This window comes from Mariniphaga anaerophila, assembly GCF_900129025.1.
Classification (GTDB): Bacteria; Bacteroidota; Bacteroidia; order Bacteroidales; family Prolixibacteraceae; genus Mariniphaga; species Mariniphaga anaerophila.
In genome coordinates, this window is record NZ_FQUM01000003.1 from 122,113 (window position 1) to 147,408 (window position 25,296).

General features: G+C 42.8%; 16 protein-coding genes. 10 read left to right on the forward strand and 6 right to left on the reverse strand.

All coding sequences use genetic code 11. The features are described 5' to 3' along the window. Nucleotides 1-14: 14 nt before the first annotated feature. From BUB08_RS06630 to BUB08_RS06640, 3 genes are read left to right on the forward strand one after another with little or no spacing between them, the layout of a single operon-like run. Nucleotides 15-1,844: a BamA/OMP85 family outer membrane protein gene (locus BUB08_RS06630; RefSeq protein ID WP_083570624.1), complete on the forward strand. Its 1,830-nt coding sequence runs from the start codon at nucleotides 15-17 to the stop codon at nucleotides 1,842-1,844. Between the two features lie 3 nt (nucleotides 1,845-1,847). Then, nucleotides 1,848-6,062 carry a translocation/assembly module TamB domain-containing protein gene (locus BUB08_RS06635; protein WP_073000116.1) on the forward strand — a complete coding sequence of 1,405 codons (4,215 nt, stop codon included), beginning with the start codon at nucleotides 1,848-1,850 and terminating at the stop codon, nucleotides 6,060-6,062. A gap of 9 nt (nucleotides 6,063-6,071) precedes the next feature. Then, complete coding sequence (locus tag BUB08_RS06640) at nucleotides 6,072-6,896, forward strand: aminotransferase class IV (protein ID WP_073000118.1); 825 nt, start codon at nucleotides 6,072-6,074, stop codon at nucleotides 6,894-6,896. Here BUB08_RS06640 and BUB08_RS06645 read toward each other — a convergent pair. From BUB08_RS06645 to pruA, 3 genes are all read right to left on the reverse strand, one after another. Continuing rightward, nucleotides 6,886-7,476, reverse strand: coding sequence for a YqgE/AlgH family protein (locus tag BUB08_RS06645; RefSeq protein WP_073000119.1), 591 nt, complete (start codon nucleotides 7,474-7,476; stop codon nucleotides 6,886-6,888). The genes BUB08_RS06640 and BUB08_RS06645 overlap by 11 nt on opposite strands. A 92-nt stretch (nucleotides 7,477-7,568) precedes the next feature. Next, nucleotides 7,569-7,880, reverse strand: a complete 312-nt coding sequence (locus tag BUB08_RS06650; protein WP_073000121.1) for an FtsB family cell division protein — start codon at nucleotides 7,878-7,880, stop codon at nucleotides 7,569-7,571. Between the two features lie 100 nt (nucleotides 7,881-7,980). Continuing rightward, on the reverse strand, nucleotides 7,981-9,618 hold the full coding sequence (gene pruA / locus BUB08_RS06655; protein ID WP_073000123.1) for an L-glutamate gamma-semialdehyde dehydrogenase: 1,638 nt from the start codon (nucleotides 9,616-9,618) through the stop codon (nucleotides 7,981-7,983). A gap of 248 nt (nucleotides 9,619-9,866) precedes the next feature. On the opposite strand from pruA, the gene BUB08_RS06660 reads away from it, so the two are divergent. From BUB08_RS06660 to BUB08_RS06680, 5 genes are all read left to right on the forward strand, one after another. Next, nucleotides 9,867-11,954, forward strand: a complete 2,088-nt coding sequence (locus tag BUB08_RS06660) for a PAS domain-containing sensor histidine kinase (RefSeq protein ID WP_073000125.1) — start codon at nucleotides 9,867-9,869, stop codon at nucleotides 11,952-11,954. A 118-nt stretch (nucleotides 11,955-12,072) separates the two neighbouring features. After that, a complete protein-coding gene (locus BUB08_RS06665; RefSeq protein WP_073000126.1) occupies nucleotides 12,073-13,881 on the forward strand; it encodes an SLC13 family permease in 1,809 nt (602 codons plus the stop codon). Nucleotides 13,882-13,991: 110 nt separating this feature from the next. Beyond that, entirely contained in the window at nucleotides 13,992-14,900 is a 909-nt protein-coding gene (cysD, locus tag BUB08_RS06670) for a sulfate adenylyltransferase subunit CysD (protein WP_073000128.1), read from the forward strand. Nucleotides 14,901-14,972: 72 nt separating this feature from the next. After that, nucleotides 14,973-16,892 (forward strand): sulfate adenylyltransferase subunit CysN, encoded by a 1,920-nt coding sequence (gene cysN / locus BUB08_RS06675; protein ID WP_073000130.1) that lies wholly within the window; start codon nucleotides 14,973-14,975, stop codon nucleotides 16,890-16,892. A 9-nt stretch (nucleotides 16,893-16,901) separates the two neighbouring features. Further along, on the forward strand, nucleotides 16,902-17,909 hold the full coding sequence (locus BUB08_RS06680; RefSeq protein ID WP_073000131.1) for an NAD-dependent epimerase: 1,008 nt from the start codon (nucleotides 16,902-16,904) through the stop codon (nucleotides 17,907-17,909). 92 nt (nucleotides 17,910-18,001) lie between these two features. On the opposite strand, the gene BUB08_RS06685 is transcribed toward BUB08_RS06680, so the two are convergent. The 3 genes from BUB08_RS06685 to BUB08_RS06695 form a co-directional block, all read right to left on the reverse strand. Continuing rightward, on the reverse strand, nucleotides 18,002-19,393 hold the full coding sequence (locus BUB08_RS06685; protein WP_073000132.1) for an MFS transporter: 1,392 nt from the start codon (nucleotides 19,391-19,393) through the stop codon (nucleotides 18,002-18,004). Nucleotides 19,394-19,530: 137 nt separating this feature from the next. Continuing rightward, nucleotides 19,531-20,820, reverse strand: coding sequence for a galactokinase (locus tag BUB08_RS06690; RefSeq protein WP_073000133.1), 1,290 nt, complete (start codon nucleotides 20,818-20,820; stop codon nucleotides 19,531-19,533). Between the two features lie 170 nt (nucleotides 20,821-20,990). Next, complete coding sequence (locus tag BUB08_RS06695; protein WP_175549966.1) at nucleotides 20,991-21,992, reverse strand: GntR family transcriptional regulator; 1,002 nt, start codon at nucleotides 21,990-21,992, stop codon at nucleotides 20,991-20,993. Nucleotides 21,993-22,171: 179 nt separating this feature from the next. Between BUB08_RS06695 and BUB08_RS06700 the strand changes: the two genes are divergently transcribed. Both BUB08_RS06700 and BUB08_RS06705 read left to right on the forward strand, forming a co-directional pair. Further along, nucleotides 22,172-23,218 carry an aldose epimerase family protein gene (locus BUB08_RS06700; protein ID WP_073000134.1) on the forward strand — a complete coding sequence of 349 codons (1,047 nt, stop codon included), beginning with the start codon at nucleotides 22,172-22,174 and terminating at the stop codon, nucleotides 23,216-23,218. A 165-nt stretch (nucleotides 23,219-23,383) separates the two neighbouring features. Beyond that, a complete protein-coding gene (locus BUB08_RS06705; RefSeq protein WP_073000136.1) occupies nucleotides 23,384-25,291 on the forward strand; it encodes an AMP-dependent synthetase/ligase in 1,908 nt (635 codons plus the stop codon). The last annotated feature ends 5 nt before the right edge of the window (nucleotides 25,292-25,296 follow it).

Here is a 25,296-nt window from a genome sequence, read left to right on the forward strand (position 1 = left end):
TAAATCTGCAGCTAATGCACTACAGGATGCTTTTATTCATGGGTATTTTTTTTCTGGCAGCAACGCCCCGGTTGTTCGCCCAGCAAAATTATGAAGTGCGTAAAATAACTTTTGTCGGGAATAAAACCCTTAAAAAAGATTTTCTACTCGATAAAATGGCGCTGCAGGAGGTCTCCTGGCTCGAAAAAACATTCACAAAAAAAGAACCGTATTTGTACAGCAGGGAACTCACTGATCTCTATTTGGAACGGCTGAAAAAAATATATCAAACCGAAGGTTTTTTAAATGTTGAGGCTTCTCTTCTCCCGCTTATCATCAACGAAAAAAAACAAACCGTTAAGCTTGTTATTGGAATCAACGAAGGCGAGCCGATAACAATAAATCGTATTTCATTGAAAATTAATGGAGAAACACACAAACCGGATGCAGACTCCCTGCTCAGAAAAATCTCAGGGAAACTGGCGCTCAAAGAAGGAAAACGGTTTCGCGATGAAGCACTGGAGCAAGACACCCGTTTTACGGAGGACATTTTCAGAAGCCTGGGATTTGCGTACTCATCATCTACTTATGAGCTCAACTTAAACCCCCAAAAACTGTCTACCGATGTGCGTTACACTGTTTCTCCCGGCCCGGTTTCCCACATTGGAAAAACACAAATATCGGGGAATCAACATGTTTCCGATAAATTTATTCAAAAACAACTGAAATACGAAGAAGGAGATTTGTACGACAAATCCCGGCTCGACAAAACACGACAAAACTTATACAATCTGCAGCTTTTCCGTGTAGTTTCTGTGTTGCCTGAGCGTGAGCCCGAAACTCAGAAAAGCCCGATCCCCGTAAAAATATACATCGAAGAAGCGCCGCGACTAAGCACCCGTTTTGGCGCAGGGTACGGCACCGAAGACAAATTTCGCACCTTTCTCGATTTAAATTACCGGGGGTTTCTCGGAGGAGCACGCAATTTAAATCTTTACCTGAAACACTCTGCGCTTGAGCCGTATTCTGTGCGCCTGCGGTGGGCACAGCCCCGTTTTCTGGGAACAAACAGTAACATTTCTGTCAGCCCGTTTCTCATCAGAAATAAAGAACCCGGCTACGACACACGTACATTTGGAGTGAACATCCCGCTCGGGTACCAATTCACGCCTTCAACAACCGGAAAAATAACGTACTACCTCGAAAATGTGCAGCAACAGCTAGAACAAGGCGATTCGGAATTTTCAGATATGGAAAGCGATAAATTTCTGTACGATAAATCGGGAGTTCTGCTTAGCGCCCTGTTCAATAACTCGAAACCGGCATTTTCGCCGGCCAGCGGAGTTAACTTTTCACTCGGATACAAAATAAACGGATACATTTTTGGCAGTGATTTCAGCTACACACAGCTTTGGGCTGACTTCAGAACTTACCAAAAACTGGGCAGTACAGTACTTGCGTTCCGAATAATGGCCGGCGGAATCAGTTCTGCCGACAGCAGCGGATTTATTCCTGTGGAAGACCGGTTCTACTCCGGCGGAGCAAATTCCATCCGCGGCTGGAACCGGGCAGAACTGGGGCCTAAACGCGAAAGCGGAACGCCGCTGGGGGGCAAAAGCATTTTCGAAAGCAACATCGAAATACGAGTGCCGATAGTTTGGCGCCTGAGCATGGTCGCATTTTTTGAGACTGGCAACGTGTGGGAAAAACAGTACACCTACAACTTTAATCAGTTGGGGTACGCAGCAGGTTCGGGGTTGCGGATTGAAACGCCCATTGGCCCGGTGCGTTTAGATGTGGGCGTTCCGCTGTGGAACGAGAAAAAAAGTGCACAGTTATTCATTAGTGTTGGACAGGCATTCTAAAAAATGAAGAAAGGAATAAAATACGGATTAGTCATCCCGGGCACACTGCTTCTGGGATTTCTACTCTTGCTGCTCCTTGCCGCCCTTCTTCTTCAAACGGGGCAGGTCAAACACAAAATTGCAAAAATCGCAGAAGTTCAGGTATCCAAATCCCTAAATGGAAATCTGTCAATCGGAAAAATTGAGGGTAATTTTTTTACCCACCTTTCCGTAAAAAATATTTTGCTTACAACAGAACAGGATACGCTGGCACAAATTGACGAAATAAACGCCGAATACAACCTCTGGCCACTTTTACGAAATTTACTGGATATTCACACAGTAGAAATCATTCGTCCTCAGCTTTTCCTGAAACAAATCAATGATTCGGCATGGAATGTACAACAAATTGCGAAGCAGGAACAAAACACCACAGAACCCGCAAGTGGGAGCCCAGGCAGCCTAAAAATAAACCTGGCAAATTTTCGCCTGATTGACGGTTTCATAAAAACAGCAACTCCCGACACCATTATTCCCCAAAAGGTTGAACACCTTAACGCTAAACTATCGGGTTACTGGAGCAACAACCAGCAGCAGGCCGAGCTAAAACAGTTTTCTTTTTCTACCCAAAACCCGGACTTCAATCTGAAACAGATCCAATTCGCATTGTCAAATAATAACCGCGTAATTGAACTCAAAAATTTCAGCATCGAAACCGAACTAAATCAACTCCATGCCGAAGCAGGCTTTTCGCAGGAGCAAAAAACAGGTGATGCTTTTATTGAAAGCCCGGGACTGAAACTGTCAGAATTCAGTTATTTCCTACCGTATCTGAAAATTCCGGTTGCTCCCGATTTTAAGATGAGTGCAGACATGCAAGAAAACGCTGCCGTTGCAACACTTGAACTGAAGAATCAGAAACAAAAAATTTCATTACAAATTACTTCTGAAAACCTTTCGGAATTTCTTTCGCTGCCCGAAGAAACAACGCTTTTGTGGTCAGCCGGGCTGAAAATGGAACAGGTTTATTTGGCCGGCTGGCTGGGAAACCCGGAACTGCCCTATGTTCTGAACGGCGAAATATCAGCCAGCGGACGCGGCACAGATCCCAAAACAGCAGAAATTTCGCTAAACGGACAACTAAACGATTGGATATACAAAAAAGCAGAAACAGGGGAATTACTTTTTGACCTGGCGATGAACGAAGGAAGTTTAGACGGAACAATACAAGGAAACGGGAGCTTCGGAAAATTTGAAATGAATTCCACCATCCGAAGCCTGCTTGAACAGCCGGAGTTCGAAACAGAAATCACTTCAACAAATCTTAATCTGGAACAGCTCTCGGGAATCAAAAATTTAGATTCTGATATCAATTTAACAGCCGGAATCAAAGGAGAAGGATTCGACCCGGAAAAGCTTTTTGCTTCGGCACAAATAAACATGCTGCACTCCCGGATTCAGCACCTTCAGTTTGACACGCTTTCTGCAATTGCCGATTACCGGGGCCAAAACCTGGTGGTTGATTCCTTCCTGCTGAAAACAAAAAACGCTCTGCTTACGGCAAACGGAAATTACAGTTTCGACGCTCAGTCGGATTTGCAACTGGATGCCAGATTTTCGGATGTAGAAGAATTTTATGCCTGGCTACCCGACAGCAGTTTTCAGGCAAGTGGAACAATTGCGGCCAATCTGCGGGGACGACCGGACTCGCTTTTATTGGAAACAGCTGTAGTTCTGGATTCTGTCGGGTACAACGATTTGTCTGTAAAAGAAATGCAACTGCATGCAAAAGGAAAACTAACTGCTTCCGACACCATTTTTGAGACCCAACTGGTTGCACAAAAAATTCTGGCAGGGAACTTTTTGGTTGACTCAATTAGTGCGCGCGCCCAAGGCTCCCCTGACTCTCTGTTCCTTTCGGCCAACGCAGTTGCAGGCGATTTATCCACGCAAATAAAAACAGGGATTATTCCGAAAAGCTCACTGAAAATAAGCCTTGCAGACTGGGAAATTAACTCTGGAAATCAAAAATGGAAATTGCAACAAACTCCGGTCACTATCGAAATTGAAGACCAAAAATACAGGGTAACCAATTTTAGAATGGCTTCCATTTCAAGTGAATCAGAAGAATTCATTTCAATAAACGGGTTAATAAACAGTACCGGCACTCAGAATTTCCAGATGGAAATAAAAAACCTGAATCTGGAAGAATTCGGACAACTCCTCAACGTGGAACAACCGGTATCAGGGACATTCAACACCCGGCTTAATTTTCAGGGAAAGCACGACTCACTGATTATGAACACCAACTATTTGGTTACTGATGCAGAAATCAATAAACTTCGCATAAAAAATATTTCGGGGGAACTTGCATTTGCCAACAATCAACTGAATCTAAAAACTCTCGTTGCTCCGAACGACACCGGAAAAATCGAGATAGCTTCAGCTTTTCCGCTGCAAGTTGATCTGGACAGCATAAAACTTAAAGTTCCCCGAAGTGACCAACTTTCAGGCGAAATAAACATCGAAAAAATAGCACTCGACTTGCTAAAAGAGATGGAAATTTCGGACGATGTTACCGGTTATCTGAATGGCAGTATTAATCTTAATGGCACCGTGCAAGACCCTGTTCTAAACGGGAAGTTCGATTTTCTAAATACGGCGTATAACAATTACCGGCTTCGGAAGCTTGGAGGCAGCATGAAGTTTGATAACAACCTGTTTTCTGCCAACGTAACTGCAATCCCCCAGGATAGCGGAAGACTGGAAGCAGTTGCCGAAATTCCTGTCCACTACGATATTGACTCCCTAAAAATCAACATCAATCCCAAAGACCCGATAACCGGCAACATTTTTATAGACAAATTACCGTTGCAAATTTTGCATGCCGTAAATCCGTCTGGCACGCTGGGCGGTTTCATCGATGGAAATGTAGGATTGTCCGGAACAATGGAATCGCCCAATCCGGAAGGGAACATCCACCTTAAAAATGCGCTGGTAAAAATGCCGGAGTATGGAATTGATTACAAGGACATCGGGTTCTCCCTCAATTTCGGACGCAACAAAGTCGTGTTAAACGACCTCCTGATAAAAACCAAGGAAGGAAGCCTGGCAGGATCCGGACAAATTGATTTTGCTTCTGATATTTTCAAAGGAGATATCAGTCAATCTGAAATTGCACTAAAATTCAACCGGTTTGAGCCTTTTAATCACCGGCAGTTTAATATGGAAATTGACGGTGACATCACGCTCGGCGGCAAAAAAGGCGAAGTTGTTTATGGCGGCAATATTTCAATTCCCCGTTCAGAAATAAATATCCCCACTGTTTTACGCATGTTCGGACAGACAACCGTTCCGGAATTGCCGAAGCCTATTTTGGTGAGAGAGTTGGAAAAAATGCAGGAACAAGCAGATTCTGCCGGTTCAGAAATAATCGTAGCCGCAAAATCAGACAGCATAAAATCCGACTACTTCGACAAATTCAAGGGGAAACTGAATATTCGCATTCCGCGTAACACCTGGATTAAAAATGAAGATATGTATGTTGAAATTTCGGGCGACGTTGACCTGATAAAAAGCAATGAATACTTTGAGATTTTTGGTGTGGTGGACGTTGTGAGGGGGCAATACAGTTTATTGGGAAAAACGTTTGTTATTGACGAAGGTTCCATCCGCTTTCAGGGCGGAGAAGAGATGGAAACCACAATGGACATTAAAGCGTCGTATCTTTTCAGAAACCAACAACGCGCCGAGCAGAAACTTTCGGTTCAAATCAGCGGGACAGCAGAATCGCCGGAAGTTCATTTTCTGCTCGACGGCAGCTCGGTCAGCGAAGGAGACGCGCTTTCGTATATTCTGTTTGGAAAAAGCATGGACGAACTTTCGATTGATGAGCAAAGCAACATAGCAGGTGCCGGTGGAAAAGATCTCGCCGGTAAAGCTGCCGCTTCAATTCTTACTTCGCAGCTCACCAGCTTTTTAGGAGATAAGCTGGCAGTAGATTACATTGAAGTAAAAAGTGACGGAGGATTTGATAATGCCACCGTTGTGGTAGGAAAATACATCACCAACGACCTGTTTGTAAGCTACGAACAACGGTTTGGAGAAACCCACGAAAATGACATTGTTAAATATGAAGTAAAACTGGAATACGAGCTTTTCCGGTTTCTGTTTTTTCAACTGAACAACTCGTCCAGGTCGAGTGGTTTCGATGTTATTTTTAAATTTGACGTCAAATAACCAAAAGAGATGGAATTTCTGATTACAAACGGACATATAGAAAGAAAAAACGAAACAAACCTGAATCATTTACTAACCGATACTGAGTTCCGGCTGTCGCAAAAAGCCTGGTACGGATACGGTGGAATTCCTTTTTTTTACGAAAACCTGGCACAAATAAAAGAGCAGGCCGAAGCGCTGGCGCTTCCTTTCCCGAAGGAATTTAAAGACGAACATGAGCTGTTCAGACTGACCAAACGCATGCTGAACAAGAACAAGCTTTACCGCTCCGGTTATGTTCATTTTCAACTATTTTGGAAAGAGAAGCAGGTTCAAACGCTTATCACCGCAAATGCTTTTCCAGAATTCGATTTCCCGTTTTCTGAAACCGGGGTGTTGGTAACATTTTCTTCTTTATCGAAAAACTCCAAAAGTGCATTTAACCGGTTTCCGTTTTTCAACGAAACACTTTGGCAGGCCGGCCTTTCAGAAATACACCAAAACCCTTTTCAGCAGGTTATATTTCTGAACGAAAACGATTGGGTTTGCGAGAGTTTGCACAGCAATATTTTCCTGATTAAAGAAAATGAACTGATTACACCTGCTCTTGCATCAGGCTGCTACTTCGATGTTTTGCGCCCACACATTCTGAAAGCGGCCAAACAGGCAGGGCTGAACATTTCAGAGCCAACAAATTTTGATAAAACGAAAACGCTTGACGCGGATGAAATATTCGTCGCCTCTGAGTCAGTCGGAATACAATGGGTTTTGGGAATAGAAAACAAGCGTTTCCTACACGACGGGTCTAAAGAGATTTACAACCTGTTAATCAACAGCCTGCAGCCTAATTCATAGCAGGATTTTCGGGAAAGTTCTCCCACACAGTGTAACGATTCCCGGCTTTTTTTACAAAATCGACCCACGATTCCTGGTGCAAGTCACGCATTACTGTTTCCTCTTCAATATCAGTTACCAGCCACGAGTCCTCTTTGAGCTCGCGCTCCAGCTGGCCCGAATCCCATCCTGAATACCCCACAAAAAAGCGGATGTCTGAAGGATGAATAAGCCCACCTGAAATCTGTTGTTTCAATACGTCGAAATCGCCTCCCCAATACAGATTACCCAGAACATGAATACTTCCGGGAAGCTTATCCCCCAATTTATGGATAAAATAAATGGAGTCGGTCGCCACCGGACCACCCAGGTAAATATCGGTGTTAAATTCGGGAAATCCGGGAAGAACATCGCGTAACGCCAGGTCTACCTTTTTATTCAAAATAAACCCTACTGCACCTTTGTTGCTGTATGCCACAAGAAGTATCACAGACCTGCTGAAATAGTTCCCGGGCAAAAACGGTTCTGCAATTAAAATCCTTCCTTTCTTAGGCTCTACGTTGTTAGTTTGAATTCTGAATATGTCTAAATTGTCTTTCATACTATAAAGCAATATAAGAAAAATACGACTATCCATCAAACAGTCTGCCTGTGCAGCTACAAAAATTATGCGATTTTTAATGTCGGGAATTTCTACTCTTCTTCGATAACAATGAACAGATCCTCATCGGGTTTGCTCATGTAATATTGTTCGCGGGCAAATTTTTCCAGTTGTTTTTCCCCGGCGCTCAGGTCTTCCAGCTTTTGTTTGTCGGCCTCAATTCGTTCTATGTAATATTTTTTCTGTTTGGTCAACTCGTTAAGCCGGCGTTTATTTTCAGAATGGGAAACAAAACTGTTTTCATCAAAAAAAACAATCCACGTCAAAAACAAAACTGAAGCAATCAGATATTTGTTTTTCAAGGCATTAATCCAGATTTTTTTATGCTTTTTTTCGTTTTCCACGCTTAATTATTTGTGTTCAAAAGTAATACATTTCAAATGCAAAAAAAAGAGGGACAAATCAATTCATCCCCCTTTTTATAAACACTTTTCCGTTAACTAACTAAACTTCATCCGGTAAAAAACTCGGATACAAATAATTTGTAGCAGGAACAAAAGTTTCTTTAATCGTGCGAATGGAAACCCAGCGCAGGAAGTTAAACACTGAACCTGCCTTATCGTTTGTACCGGAACCGCGCGCGCCGCCAAACGGCTGCTGTCCAACCACTGCACCAGTTGGCTTATCATTAATATAAAAGTTGCCGGCGGCGTTGGTCAGGCGTTTTGTAATTTTCTCAATGTTATATCTGTTTTGTGAAAACACAGCGCCGGTCAATCCGTAAGGAGAAGTTTCATCTAAAATATCCAGCGTTTCATCCATTTTTTCGTCGGCATAAACATAAATCGTAAGCACCGGCCCGAAAAGCTCTTCCTGCATGGTTACATAATCCGGTTTTTTGGCTAAAATAACTGTCGGCTCAATAAAGTACCCAGCAGATTTGTCGCATTTTCCGCCAAAAATGACTTCAGCGTCTTTGTCTTCGCGAGCCCTGTCGATAAAACCTTTCAGTTTATCGAATGATGTTTCGTCGATTACTGCATTCACAAAATTGGTAAAATCTTCTGGCGGTCCCATTTTTACTGTTGCCAGCACATCTCCCAACTGTTGTTTAAGTTTTGCCCAAATGCTTTTCGGAACATAAACTCTCGACGCTGCCGAACATTTCTGTCCCTGATATTCGAACGCACCACGAACAATAGCCGTTGCCAGCTCAGGTGCTTTCACTGTGTTATCGGCAAAAATAAAGTCTTTACCGCCTGTTTCGCCAACGATGCGCGGGTACGTTTTGTATTTAAAAATATTGTCACCTATGGTTTTCCATATTCCCTGAAAAACGCCCGTTGATCCGGTAAAATGGATTCCGGCAAAATCGGGATGGGTCAGCACCTCGTTGGCAACAACCGGCCCCGAAGCAAAAACCAGGTTAATTACACCATCAGGAAGACCAGCTTCGCGAAGCACTTCCATAATAACGCCGGCAGAATAAACTGCTGTTTTTGATGGTTTCCACACCGAAACATTACCCATCATTACCGGAGCAACCGGCAGGTTTCCGGCGATGGAAGTAAAATTAAACGGCGTAAGTGCAAACACAAACCCTTCCAGCGGACGGAATTCGTTGTAATTCCATATTCCGGGAGCAGACTCGGGTTGCATCTTATAAATATCGATCATGGCTTTTACTCCGAAACGGTAAAAATCTGCCAGCTCGCAAGCCGCATCAATTTCGGCCTGAAATACATTTTTCGACTGCCCCAGCATTGTGGCTGCATTAATTTTTGCACGGTACGGGCCAGCTAACAAATCGGCTGCTTTTAAAAAGATTGAAGCACGATGTTGCCACGGAAGTTCCGCCCATTCTTTGCGGGCATCGATAGCTGCATCAATGGCCATTTCAACATGACTGGCATCCCCCTGGTTGTAATATCCCAGCGTGTGGCTAATTTCGTGCGGCGGAAACATTCTCACTTTTCTGTCGGTGTAAACCTCTTTTCCTCCAATTACCATTGGCAACTCCACCTCTTTCGAGCGAAGTTCCTCAATCATTTTCTTTACCTCTGCTCTTTCCGGACTACCGGGAGCATAGCTCAAAACCGGTTCGTTTTTGGCTACGGGTACATTAAAAAATCCTTTTGACATATCTGTTCTATTTAAATTTTATTCTCCGTTTCACACAAAGCTAAAGATTCGCATTCAGGAAAATCATAACAAAAATCATTACGCTCCGTTTTTACTACTCTGCAAAACGCTAACAACAAGCTTATTACAAAATCAAAAAATAGAAACAAAACAAAAGTCATATTTTTAAAATCGAAATTCGAAAAGAACTTTGTAACTTCAATTTATTTTGAGAAATTGAGCTTTTTTATGCCTTTATCCTTATTTTTATGCCGTTGAGCAAACCGTACTACCATATCATTACAGAAAAGCTTTGGCCCGAAAGTTCAGGAGAAAACAGAAAAAAGCTTTTTGAGTTGCTGATTGCAGTTACCATTTTGCAGGTGGCATCAATTGTTAATCTGGGGATGGAGTTGTTTGCCGCCGGAGAGCGGTTCTGTTTAATCTGCGATATTGGCCTTGTTCTGTTTGCTTTTCTGGCCATTACCTGCCTGTTGAATTCGAAAATAAATTGCGCATTAAATACTTTTTTTACAGTCCCTGTTTTTGTTTATGCGTATTACATTTCAGATTTTTCCATCCATATTCAGCCGTCAGAAACGGTTTATTACTCAGTTGGGTGGCTGCTGGCCGGAGCATTTGTGTTGTTCTATTTTGCTGAATCCGAATCAAAAATTATTCTCTATTCAATAGTTTCGGTAGCTACCGTAGTATTTCAGCTGTTGAAAGCCAACCAGTTTTTCGGACAGTTTAACGGCGCGTCCGAATCAATTCCCCACCCGCTTGTTGCGCTAATTCTGATTTTTGGTGCCGGCTTTTTTCTCAGGCGGAAGTATTTAAAAATAGTTAAGAAGCTGTCAGAAAACCTAAAAGCAACCCGGACAGGGATATCTAAAGTTGTGCGGGAAACCGGTTTTCCGGTTGCTGAAATAAAAGCAACCCGCGATGAAGAAGGGAATGTGGTTAATTTAAAAATCGAGAAAGTAAATAACTCATTCGAATCGCTGTTTAACATTCAATTATATGAAGTAAAAGAACAGGAAGCCAACTATATTTTCGAGTTGGTTTTAAAAGAAAATTTCGATTTAAACAAGCTGGTGCTTTTCGATAACAATAAAACAAAAGAATTTTACGCAACAAAACTCGAACTCTGGTTTAAAATCCACATACTCAAACCCGACCCCAATACTTTTTTCGTAATTTTTGAAGACATTACAAAAGAGAAGAAAAAACTGGCCGAGCTGGAGAACAGTAAAAAACGCTACAAAGTGTTGCTTGAAGCCATTCCCGATATGTTCTTTGTGATTGGAAAAGACGGAACTTACGAAGATTTTGTGGTGAAAGAGAGCGACCTTTACAAACTCGAAGACGCCAATATTGTGGGAAGCACCATTTTCGATGTGGGATTCCCCGAAAACATGGCTGATAAGATTTTAAAATGCATCCAGTCCTGCCTCCGAAACAACTCCATTGAAGCCATCGAGTACTCGCTGGCCACGCCCAACGGAACATATCTTTTCGAAATGAGGCTGGCAAAGCTAAGTCCCAGGTCTGTTATTTCTGTGGCACGCGATATCACCCGCCGCAAAAATGCTGAGTTTGACCTCGAACGGGCAAAGAAAAAAGCAGAAGAGAGCGACCGGTTGAAATCGGCATTTTTGGCCAATCTTTCGCACGAAATCAGGACACCGCTCAATATTATTACCAACTTTACCCGCATGCTGGCCGAAGGCGGACTGGGAAGTTCTGAAAGGACGGAACTTTCTGATGCCATTTCACAAAACGGAACCCAGTTGCTGAACATGATTGACAATACCATCCACTTGTCAAAAATTGAAACTGACTCTGTTGACCTCATCATGAACTTCTGCCCGGTTAACTCACTGGTTCGCGACATTTACAACCACTACAGGCCGCTCATACCCGATGGGAGACAGGTAAGAATGAGTATGAACCAGGATGTTCCCAATTCGTCTTTCGGATTTGTGACCGACCGCCGGTTACTGCTGGAAACCATGCAGATTCTGGTCGACAATGCCGTTAAATACACAAAGCAGGGAGAAATTCATCTGGGCTACGAAATGCTGGGGACCGATGCCGTTAGGTTTATTGTTTCCGATACCGGAATTGGAATTCCCAAAGATGAACTCGAAAATATTTTCAGCCGTTTTTATCGCATCAGAAACGAAATTAATGATGTTACTTCCGGCTCAGGAATAGGCCTTTCCATTGCTCAGCATTATATTCAGCTTTTGGGAGGCGAGCTGCACCTCGAATCAACTCCGGGCAAAGGTTCAACCTTTTCTTTTGATTTGCCATTCAGAGAAGGAAAAGGTTTTTTGCGGGTGGTAAGCTGATTTTCCGGCGCATTTAAATCCGTATCTTTTTTTGAAGGATTCAATTTTATAATTAGTTTTGACTGCTACTAACAGCAGCAAATTCAGGAATGAGAAGCTTTAAAAACCCATTAACGGCTTGCTAACCCTAGAAGGCTATATTGTACTGGCAGTGGTAATTTTAACCATTGGTGCGCTGGCAAAGGAGCTGATGCGCCCGGGGCTGGTATTTTTCTCTTCTGCAGTTATTTTAATGTCAACCGGCATAATTTCGAGCAATGAACTGCTTGCCGGTTTTTCCAATAAAGGAATGATAACTGTTGGCGTGCTTTTTCTTGTTAGTGAGGGAGTTCGTCAGTCAGGCATTCTTAACAGGCTGGCACAAACCTATCTTCCCCGAAAAAGAGGGCGGATGGTCTTCCTGATTCCGCGAATTATGCTGCCAGTATCTGTTTTATCCGCCTTTCTTAACAATACTCCGGTGGTAATCATCTTTGCGCCCATCATAAAAAGATGGGCTGAAAAGCTGAATCTTTCCCCAAAAAAATTCCTGATTCCACTCTCTTACGCAACCATTCTGGGAGGCACCTGCACACTGATTGGCACCTCCACAAACCTAGTGGTTCACGGGTTAATGATTGACAACGGACTGCCGGGATTCGGAATGTTTGAACTGGGACAGGTGGGGCTGGTTATTGCCATTATCGGAACCATTTACATTGCTATTGCCGGCAATAAATTACTGCCCGGAAAAAAAATCCTGTTCAAAGCAAAAAGCTCGGCTGAATATAAAGATTATTATTACGACGTTTCCATTCCTGAGCACAGTAAACTCATCGGGTTGGAAACGAAGAACGGGCGGATTAAAGAACTAAATAAGCTTTTTGTAAAATGCATTGAACGCAACGGAGAAATTATAGAAGCGAACAAAGGCAGTTTCAAAATTGAAGCAAACGATAAACTTCTGCTTGCCGGAAAATCGGAGCAGCTCAATTATATTTTGGGAAACGACAACGTAAAACTCAGTGGTTTCGACCTGATAAAAGATGTTCCGAAAGAAAAACTCAAACAGTACGAAGCTGTCATTTCTCCGCGTTTTCCGGGGATAGGAAAAACCATTCCCGAATTTAATTTTTACGAACACTACCAGGCTGTGGTTCTGGGAATTCACCGAAATGGCGAACGCATTACATCAAACCTGAACACGTTTAAACTCAGGGCAGGTGACAATCTGGTGCTGCTCACCACCGACAAATTCATTCAAAACTGGGGCGATTCGAAAATATTTTACCTCACCTCTTACATTCGCGATTACCGTACAACCGGAACGTTCTGGAAAAAGTGGCTGGCTTTTATCATACTATTGGTTATGATTATCGGCGCAACTGTGGGACAATACTTTGAGTCTCCTGCCGGATTAACATTCGATATGTTTTTCTTTTCCATTTTGGCAGCCGTGCTGCTTGTCTGGCTAAAAATTATGCCTCACCAGAAATACACAAAATCCATCAGCTGGGATGTGTTAATTACAATTGCCTGTTCTTTTGCAATTAGCAAGGCCCTTCAAAACTCGGGGGCAGCAGAGTCTCTGGCCCGCACTACCATCAATTTTTCGGCAGGCCTTGGACCAATTGGCGTTTTAGCGGCAATGTACATCATCACCACAATTTTTACTGAAATAATAACCAATAATGCTGCGGCAGCACTGGTTTTCCCCATTGCTTTAGCAGCAAGCCAGCAGCTCAATGTTGATCCCAAACCGTTTTTTGTAGCAATAACAATTGCTGCTTCGGCCAGTTTTGCAACGCCCATCGGGTATCAAACCAATTTGATAGTACAAGCTATTGGCGACTACAAATTTAACGACTACCTGAAAATAGGGCTTCCGCTAAACATCCTCTCATTTATTCTTTCGCTGCTGCTAATCCCATTCTTCTGGCATTTCTAAATATTTAAGTTTCAGTTTTACTGCAAGCAACACCCCCGGTTCAAAGGACGGGTTGGAATAAAAATTCTATATTTGTTGGCTCTAAAAACGAATTTTTTGAAATGTTATCCATGAAGGAATACAGTTTAACAAATCTACAGGAACTCGAAGCAGAAGCCATTCATATTATCCGTGAAGTAGCTGCTGAATTTGAAAACCCGGTAATGCTATATTCGATAGGGAAAGACTCGTCGGTTATGGTAAGGTTGGCAGAAAAAGCCTTTTACCCCGGGAAAGTTCCCTTTCCGCTTATGCACATCGACTCGAAATGGAAATTCCGCGAAATGATAGAATTCCGCGACCGTTATGCCAAAGAAAAAGGTTGGGATTTAATTGTGCATTACAACAAAAAAGGTTTCGAAAGCGGAATTGGCCCGTTCACCCATGGGAGCAAAGTACATACCGACGTGATGAAAACACAGGCATTACTTGAAGGGCTCTCAAAATATAAATTTGATGCAGCATTTGGAGGAGCCCGCCGGGACGAAGAAAAATCGCGTGCAAAAGAACGTATTTTCTCGTTCCGCGACCAGTTTCACCAATGGGATCCTAAAAATCAGCGGCCCGAATTATGGAACATTTACAACGCGAAAGTTCATAAGGGAGAATCTATCAGGGTTTTCCCGCTGAGCAACTGGACTGAGCTAGACATCTGGCAGTACATCAGGCTGGAGAACATACCGATTGTTCCACTCTATTTTGCCAAAGAGCGCCCTGTGGTTAACATGGACGGCAACCTGATTATGGTAGACGACGACCGCATGCCGAAAGAGCTGGCCGCCAAAGCCGAAATGCGCAAAGTACGTTTCCGCACACTGGGATGCTACCCGCTTACAGGTGCTGTTGAATCGGAAGCAGACACCATCGAAAAAATTGTGGAAGAGATGATGACAGTAACTGTTTCGGAACGTACTACCCGGGTCATCGATTTTGACCAGGATGCAAGTATGGAACAAAAAAAGCGGGAAGGCTACTTTTAGCCAAAGCTTCCTGTTGCCTAATTCTGATTAACAGGCAATAAGAACAAAAAAACAAGAAATAAGCACAACAACATGACTACAAATAATCTTGACATAAAAGCTTTCCTTGATCAGGATCAGAAAAAAGATTTGTTACGCCTTTTGACTGCCGGCTCGGTTGACGATGGAAAATCGACCCTCATTGGCCGCCTGATGTTCGACAGTAAAATGTTGTACGAAGATCAGCTTGCTGCTCTGGAGCGCGACAGCAAACGCATTGGGCATGCGGGAGAAGACATCGATTATGCCTTGCTACTGGACGGACTGAAAGCAGAACGCGAGCAGGGAATTACAATTGATGTTGCCTACAGGTATTTCTCAACCGCCAAACGAAAATTTATTATTGCTGACACTCCCGGGCACGAACAGTACACCCGGAACATGATAACCGGCGGTTCTACTGCCAACCTGGCCATTATTCTTATTGATGCCACAAAAGGAGTAATTACGCAAACCCGGCGGCACACGTTCCTGGTTTCGTTACTTGGAATAAAACACGTTGTGCTGGCAGTGAACAAGATGGATCTGGTGGATTACAAACAGAAAGTGTTTGATGACATCTGCGCCGATTACAAAAACTTTGTCACCCAACTTGATATTCCTGACGTTGAATTTATTCCGCTCTCAGCTTTAAAAGGCGACAATGTGGTGGAAATCTCAACTAATATGCCGTGGTATCACGGAAAAAGCGTGCTCGAATTTCTGGAAGCTGTTCACATCAGCAGCGACCGTAATTATGCAGATTTCCGTTTCCCGGTGCAATACGTGCTGCGCCCCGACCGCGACTTCCGCGGTTTTTCAGGACAAGTAGCTTCGGGAATTGTTAAGCCTGGCGATACAGTAATGGCTTTGCCTTCGAGAAAAACTTCGAAGGTAAAATCCATCCCCACGTACGACGGAAACCTCAAAAAGGCTTTTCCTCCACAATCGGTAACACTGGTTTTGGAAGATGAAATTGATATTTCGAGAGGTGAAATGCTGGTAAACCCGGATAATCTGCCGCGCATGGAGCGCCATTTCGAAGCCATGCTGGTTTGGATGGATGAAACGCCGATGGATCTTTCCACTCAGTTTTTTCTGAAACAGACCACTAATACCACGCGCACCCACATCGACATGTTGCGTTACAAAGTAGATGTAAACTCACTGGAAAAATCGGAGGTAGAAAAACTTACCCTGAATGAAATTGGAAGGGCCGTTCTTACAACTGCCAAACCATTGTTTTTCGACCCGTACAAAAAAAATAAAAGCACCGGCTCGTTTGTACTCATTCATCCGGTTACGAACAACACCGTAGCGGTAGGGATGATTCTGGACAAACTGGACAGCAAAAACCTGCCATCGCGAATATCTGATATTGATAAAGAAGCCATAAAAAAAGGGAAATCCCTGGTTTCTACTGAAAGCCGCCAGAAAAAGATGAACCAGAAAGGGGCTACTTTGTGGTTTACCGGCCTTCACGGTTCAGGGAAAAATGAATTGGCATTCAGCCTGGAAAAAAGCCTGTTCGAAAACGGTGCAACTGCAGTACTTCTCGACGGAAGTTCGGTTCGCTCCGGCCTTAACAGAGAATTGGATTACTCGCCGGCCGACCGCGCAGAAAACCTTCGCAGGGTAGCACATGTTGCCAAAATATTAAACGACCAGGGCATTATTGCCATTTGCTCTTTCATCTCGCCAAACGACGCGATAAGAAATCAGGTTGCTGATATTATAGGAAAAGAGCAGTTCCACCTGTTTTACATGGAAGCCTCGCTGGAGTATTGCCGCAACAATAAACCCGAGCTCTACGAAAAAGCAGAAAAAGGAGAGGCAGACAATGTTCCGGGAGTTGACTTGGATTACGATGCTCCTGCCAATGCTGTGTTAACTTTCAACCCGGCAGAAAACGAGCTCAATATCGACAGAATACTGGATTACCTTGAAGAGAACAAGGTTTTCCCGTTAAAATAATTCAAAAAAATGAAAGTATTAGTTACCGGAGCAGCTGGGTTTATAGGATTTCATCTTATTAACCGGCTTCTGGAAAAAGGTTATCAGGTTGTAGGAATTGATAACATTAACGACTATTATTCCACCGAATTAAAATTTGCACGGCTCAGGCAGGCAGGTATTTCCGAAGAAGCCTCCGAGTGGCATAAAAAAATAACCGGCAGCAACCCCGAATATTCATTTCTCAGGATGAATCTGGAAGATGAAAAAGAGATCAACCAACTGTTTGAACAGGAAAACTTTGATTTGGTTTGCAATTTGGCTGCTCAGGCCGGAGTACGGTACAGCATTGAAAACCCAAAAGCCTATATTCAAAGTAATGTGGTAGGATTCTTTAACATTCTGGAAGCATGTCGCCACAACAACATCAAGCATCTGGTTTATGCCAGCTCATCCAGTGTGTACGGGAACAGCAAAAAAATGCCGCTTTCCACAACCGATTTTGTTGACAATCCTGTTAGTTTATATGCTGCCACAAAAAAGAGCAACGAACTGATGGCGCATACCTACAGTCATCTGTATGGAATTCCGACAACCGGGCTACGTTTTTTTACAGTTTACGGCCCGTGGGGACGACCAGACATGGCCTACTTTAATTTTACGCGTGCTATCCTGGCAAAACAACCAATTAAGGTTTTCAACCACGGCGATTTGTACCGCGACTTTACATACATTGATGATATTGTTGAAGGGATAGAAAAAATACTTCCGGCGCCGCCCGCAAGCACCCCGCCTTATAAAGTTTACAACATCGGAAATTCTTCTCCGGTTAAACTGATGGATTTTATTGAGACAATAGAAAAAACCCTTGGCAAAGAAGCTCAAAAAGAATTTTACGACATGCAGCCCGGTGATGTGTATAAAACATATGCTGACGTAAGTGAGCTGGAGAAAAACTTCGGGTACTCGCCAAACACATCTTTACAGAAAGGAATTGGAGAGTTTGTTGCCTGGTACAAATCGTTTTATAAAGAGTAAAACAGCATATCAGCAAATCATAAAATATTCATAATAATAAAAAAGGTTGCCATTTCTGACAACCTTTTTTGTTATAACTTCGAATTGATATTCTATAAAGTCATTTCTTCTGCTCTCTTGGTTACTTTGCTTCCAACTACACCGTAGAACAACAGATAACCGAGTCCTGCGACAATCACCCAGTAGCTCATTTCATAATTGGCAACGTCGGCAACCCATCCCTGAATTGCAGGAAGGATACCACCACCGCAAACCAATACCATAAAAATACCAGATGCTGCTGCCAGGTATTTACCCAGGCCTTCAACTGCCAAATTGAATATACTTCCCCACATAATTGAGGTACACAATCCGACCAGTGCCAGGAAGAAAAACTTAATGGGCACAGGAACCAGTCCAAATTGCAAGGCACCTGCGTCTACACTAAACGACGGCATTGAAATCATGGTTTTTGCAGGCCAGAAAATCGCCAGAAGAACCAGAATCAATCCTCCAAAAGAAGCTGTACTCAACATCGATCTACTGGAAATTTTATGCCCAAAACCTGCACCGAACAAACGGCCAACCAGCATTAATAACCAATAGAAACCTACTACTCCACCAGCAATTCCGGTTGCAATCCCCAATCCGGCAGTGTCTCTGCCATCGAGAATCCGCTGTGCAGTTTCCAACGCTTCTTCAGACACTGCTGCCTGAGAATTACCGTGGGCTGCCACAATTGCCTGCGCCTGTTCAACGCTTGGCGTAGTCATATACAAATTCGCAATTCCCGGAGTTCCAACTTCAACACCTACATAAACGAATATTGCTACCGCACCCAATACAAAGTGACGGAATTTTAAAGCTCCTGACATCAGGCTTCCCAGCGGTTCGTCCGGCTGATCTGAATGTGGTTCAGGAATAGAAGTAGCCCACAAAATGAAAAATACCAGGGCGAAAACTCCCATTGCGATATACATAATCGGGAATACATCGTTAATTCTTGCTTTTGTAGCTTCGCCAATAAGGATACCTACAAAAACAGGAGTAAAAGTAGCCATAACAGAGTTGAATGACCCACCAACCTGAATCAGCTGGTTGCCAGTATTTCCTTCTCCACCAAGAGTGTTCAGCATCGGGTTTACAACGATGTTTAACAAACACATGGAGAAACCTGCGATGAATGCTCCTAATAAATACACTCCAAAACTTTCGGCATGCCCCGACAGGTATTGAATGCCGACCCCTACAAATCCAATGGCTATTGCAATCAAAGCAGTTTTTTTATAACCTACTTTCTGAAGAAGAATTCCTCCCGGAATACCCATAACAGCGTAGGCGATAAAGTTTGCTAAGTTCCCCAACATTCCCAGGGAGTTAGGAACATTGAACTGGTTTTTCAACACAATTCCCATTGGTGCCGCCAGGTTGGTAACAAATGAGATCATACCAAACAGTAGGATCATCATAATAATTGGCAGCACATAACTCTTGCTTTTATTCATAATAAATACTTTAATGGATTAATTATTCTCTATCTATTTACAATTTGGTGTCAAAAGCTGAATTTACCGGAATACTCCGCTGACGGTAAAAGTATAAAATTATTGTTTTCATAATACCGCGCAACGGCAGTAACTTTTCAAAATTCAAGTTTTACAGCGCCCTTGCTTCGAATAAACAATTTGTGGCATTTGCCTTCTCCGTAAACATGCTCCAGCGTTTTCACATATTCATCCAGTTTTTCCTTGGGAACAAAAGCCTGAATAGTTCCACCGAAACCACCACCGTGAACACGCCATGCGCCGCTTCCTTTCAATACCATTTCGCTAAGTGCCAGCGCCAAGGAAACAACCTGCTCGTCTTTATGAACGATGTCGTAAATATTCTGATTGTACATAAAAGAACTGTACCCCGATTCTACCACCATTTTCAGGAAAGACTGAAAATCGTTGTTTTCGAGAGCCGCAACCTGATCGGCAACACGCTGATTGTCTCCATGAAAATGGTAAGCGCGCAAAATGGCCCGGTCGCCTGTTTTTTTACGGATTTCAGGAATTTTTTCTACAATTTGTGGCCAGGTTACTTCCCGCAAAACAGTTGCACCGAGTTCGGCTGCCACCGATTTCATTTCTGTTGGAAGAGACGCGTATTCAGCCTGCGATGCAGCATCGTCGTGTCCGCCGCCAACATCGGTAATTACCAATGAAAAACCAGTTGACACAAAATCAAAATCCACTTCTTTTACAACAGGATTTGCCGGATCTTTAAAATCAATAGTAATTAATCCGCCCACAGAGCAGGCCGTTTGATCCATCAGCCCGCATGGTTTTCCAAAGTAGTTGTTCTCTGACCACTGTCCGATAATGGCATTTTCTACAGCCGACATTTTTCCATCGTTAAACAATTCGCTGACGATTGCACCTACCAGTACCTCAAACGATGCAGAAGAACTGAGTCCGGAACCTTTTGGCACCCGCCCGTCGATACATGCATCGAAGCCGCCAATCTCGTAACCATTCTCTTTCATTTTGGCACAAATACCTTTTACCAACGAGCTGGACGTGTAAAAATTTGCCTCATCAATAACCAATTCGGAAATATCTACCTGGAACTCCGGGTAACCTGTTGATTTTATCCGAATAATATTAGTGCCGTTAGGAGCGGCAACTGCAATATTATCGAGGTTTACTGCACCGGCAAGAACGCGCCCGTGATTATGGTCAGTATGATTTCCTCCTATTTCTGTTCGTCCGGGAGAACTGAACAACTGAACATCGTCTGTTCCATAGGCTTTCTGAAAATCATTCATCAAACCTTCATACCGTTCGGCCTGTTCCTTCAATACTGTTTTATCGGTTCCGTATAACTCATTAAAAAGCAGATTATTTCCGCCGTTTATTTTTTCTGTTAAACTGCAAATTTTTGTCATAATTTATAATTTGATTATACAATTTCTCTACAAATAAATTTTTTGCTATTCATGTATTTTTGAATGATGATATGCCAGCCCCAACTGGTAGGTACTGGTAGGTACAAATATATACTTAAAAACAAAAAGGGTGTACTCAAAAAAAAATGTTTCACAACACTATTTTTGAGCTACAAACTTTTCCGAATTATCAATTTTGAGGGGTTACGTATTTTTCCGCGAGAATGATTTAAGAGCATGGCGCCCAGCGTAGTTCCCATTTCGTTAAAGTCTGTCGATATGGTTGTTATTCCGCCGGCAACCACCTCCTTCAACGTCGTGTCGTTAAACGAAACAATGCCAAATTTCTTCCCGAGCTTGAATTTATAATCCTTGGCCATTTTTACCAACTGAACCAAATCGCGGTCTGAAGTAAGAAACCAGGCCTGGTAAAGTTCGGGGCGCACCCCGTCTATTGATTTTACTATTTTATATTCAAAATTGGCCTCTTTACAAAAACGCTCGAACCCTTTAACGCGTTCAACCGGCTCTTTTCCTCCGGAATTTACAAAAATCAGTTTCCTGTATTTTTTCAGCAACCGGGCACCTTCTTTTAATGCATCGTAAAAATCCTGCTCAAAATCCTGATAAACAACAGGATAATCTTTCAAGTCAGCCTTTAACCGGTCAATTATATAAACTTTGTCGGTGGGGAGTTTCGAAATTAAATGACTGGTGTTATCAAATGTTGCCGGCATAATAACATAAGAAGTAAAATGACCAATGCTTTCCAGCAGAAAGTTTTTAAACATCTTGTAATTAAAATGATGAAAAAACAATTCCACGCTTGCTTTCCCCTTCATTGAACTTACCAGAGAATTAAACAAATCCTCCTTAAACGCGTTCAGCTCATCAAACAAAATAAAAACTTTCTCCTCTCTACCGGTTTCAGTAGCAGAAATGTAGTACCCTTTTCCCGGCTGACTGATTAAAATTCCTTTCGATTTCAGCTCACTGAAAGCAAGCATTACCGTATCACGACTCATTCCGAATTCGGCGCAAATCTGGTTAATCGAAGGCACTTTATCTCCCTTTTTAAAATTGCCTTTTTCAATTGCCCTGTAAACCGATTCAATAATTTGCCGGTACTTGGGCTGGGACGAATTTGTGTCTATTTTTATAAATCTAATCAATATTCCGGATTTAGGTTTCGGCAAAAATAGCGGAAACCCTTAAATATAAACATGTTTTAAAACACTACCAGTACCTACCAGTTTGCCGGTTCAAAATTTGCATTTTTGTACCGGACTTTCAGAAAAAGAAGTTCACTGCATAACAAGAACATAATTTTAATCAAAAAAAAATAGTTAAAATGAGCGTACAAGAAATAAAGTTCGGAACCCTTCCGGACGGAAGAGACGTACAACTCTTCACCTTGAAAAATAAAAACGGACTGGAAGTAGATATTACAAATTACGGAGGAGTAATTACGCGAATTTTTGCTCCCGATAAAAACGGGCAAAAAGAAAACATCGTTTGCGGTTTTGATAAACTGGAAAACTATTTAAGCGATGAGTACCTGGCCGGGTATCCATACTTTGGAGCAATAATAGGGCGGTTTGGCAACCGAATTGCCAACGGAAAGCTGGAAATTGAAGGTAAATCATACGACCTGGCTGTTAATAACGGCCCAAACCATTTGCACGGTGGCATCACCGGATTCGACCGGCGGTTATGGAAAGCAACACCCTACCAGGCAGAAGGTGTTTCCGGTGTTGAGTTTTATTATGTTAGTCCGCACATGGAAGAAAACTACCCTGGCAACCTGGAAGTAAGATGCATTTTTTCGTTAACCGAAACCAACGAACTGGTGCTGGAATATATAGCCGAAACAGACCAGGCAACAGTTGTAAATCTTACCAACCATACTTATTTTAACCTCACCGGAGGGAAAGAGAACATTCTGAATCACGAGCTGAAACTTTCTACCGGGGAAATGACCGAAATGATTGACCAGATACCCACCGGAAAAATTCTGAAAACAGAAGGCACTCCTTTTGATTTTAGTGAATTCAAAACATTTGCAAAGGATTTGGCGCAGTTGCCCACCGGTTACGACGATAACTTTGTGCTCAACAACGAAACCGGAGAATTGAAATACACAGGAACACTACGCGAAAAAAGCAGCGGCCGCCAGGTAGAAATTTTCACTTCCCAGCCGGGAATGCAGCTTTACACAGGCTACTGGATTCCTGAGTTCACCGTTGACGGAGCCAAAAAGTTTGGCAGTTATTCGGGCGTAGCACTCGAAACTCAGCATTATCCCGACTCGGTTCACCATCCGGAGTTCCCTACCACCCTGCTAAAACCGGGAGAAAAATACAATCAGAAAACAGTTTACAAGTTTTCATTAATTTGATAAACAGACAAGAAAACACCTGATGACGCGAAAGTTACCAGGTGTTTTTTTTGAGCCATTTTGCAGCAATTCTATTCAGTTCTGCCGCTAACATCCCCAATCCTTTAAATCTTCCCTTTTTTTTTTACATTTGAATTCGAAAATATAATTACGAAATCGAAAGTAATGAAAACCATCATCGAACTTTTTGAAACAACAGTTGCTAACTATCCCAACAACATCTACCTCTGGGAAAAAAAAGACGGAAAATTCCAGGGAACTTCCTATGAAGAAACCAGAGTTCAGGTTTTAAAACTCGCTGCCGGGTTAATTTCCATCGGAATGCAGAAAGGTGATCGTTCCGGACTTGTATCAGATGGACGAAACGACTGGATTATCAGCGAATTAGGGATGCTCTACGCAGGTGGCATCAATGTTCCACTCTCCATACGACTTCAAGAAAACGAACTGATATTCAGACTAAAACACAGCGGAAGCAAATATATTTTTGTTTCCGGGGTTCACGCCGCCAAAGTGGAAGCTATTCGTTCTTCTTTGCCCGAACTGGAAAAAATTATTTTTTTAGATGGGAAAGAGAACCCCGGAGAAAACGATATCAACTACAGCGACCTGATGCAAACAGGCGAAGAGTACCTGAAAACCCATGCGAAGGAAGTTGATGCTGTCTGGAAAAATATTCAGCCCGACGATGTGGCTAATATTAGTTACACATCAGGAACAACGGCAGATCCAAAAGGAATTATGCTTACCCACCTGAATTATGCAGCAAATGTAGTGCAATCAAATACGCTGATGGAGCTGAAATCTGACTGGCGTACCATCGCTATTCTGCCGTGGGATCATGCCTTTGCGCACACCTGTTGCTTGTACGCATTTATGTACAAAGGCGCCAGCATTGCATCGGTTGAAGTGGGAAAAACACCGCTGGAAACGCTAAAAAATATTCCTAAAAACATAAAAGAAATTAAGCCCACGTTAATGATGAGCGTGCCGGCTTTCTCGAAAAAATTCAAACAAAACATCGAGGGGCAAATCAGAAAAAAAGGAGAAACACTTTACAAAGTTTTTCAGTTTGCGATCAAGGTTGGGTATGCCCACAACGGCATGGGACACAACAGTGGCAAAGGATGGCGCTTTTTCTTAAAGCCGCTTCAGTGGACATTTGATAAAATCTTTTTCAAAAAAATACGGGAAGGGTTTGGCGGAGAGTTGAAATTCTTCATCGGGGGCGGTGCGCTTCTGGATGTAGAACTGCAACGCTTCTTTTACGCAATTGGTATTCCTATTTGCCAGGGGTACGGATTAACAGAAGCTTCTCCGGTTATCTCATCCAACGCACTTCATGCAATAAAATTCGGGTCTTCGGGCCGCTTACCCAAGTACCTCGAATTGAAAATTATGGATGACGATGGCAACGAACTGCCAATTGGCCAAAAGGGTGAGATTGTGATAAAAGGTGACAATGTAATGAAGGGGTACTGGAATAACCCAGATGCCACGGCAGATACAATAAAAGACGGATGGTTGCACACCGGCGACATGGGCTACATGGGGAAAGACGATTTTCTTTATGTGCTTGGCCGTTTTAAAAGTCTGCTGATTGGAAATGACGGGGAAAAATTTAGTCCGGAAGGGATTGAAGAAGCGATAGTAGACCAGTCGCCATACATTCAGCAGATGATGCTTTACAACAATCAAAATCCGTACACCACAGCAATGGTAGTTCCCGACATTGATGCCATTAACCGCGACCTGAAAAAACAAAACATTGAACCAGGGAGCGAAGAAGGCAACAAAAAATCGCTGGAAATACTTTCGAAAGAAATTCAGGAATACAAAAAAGGCGGACAGTACGAGGATATGTTCCCAGAACGCTGGCTACCTGCGGCATTTGTAGTTCTGCCCGAAGCATTTTCACAGGAAAACGAACTGATGAATACAACCATGAAAATGGTACGCGGAAAAATTTGCGACTACTTTAGCAAAGAGCTTGAATTTTTATACACTCCTCTGGCCCGCAACCTTACCAACGATGTAAATGTTGCTGCCATAAAAAAATGGAACGCCAAATAATCAAA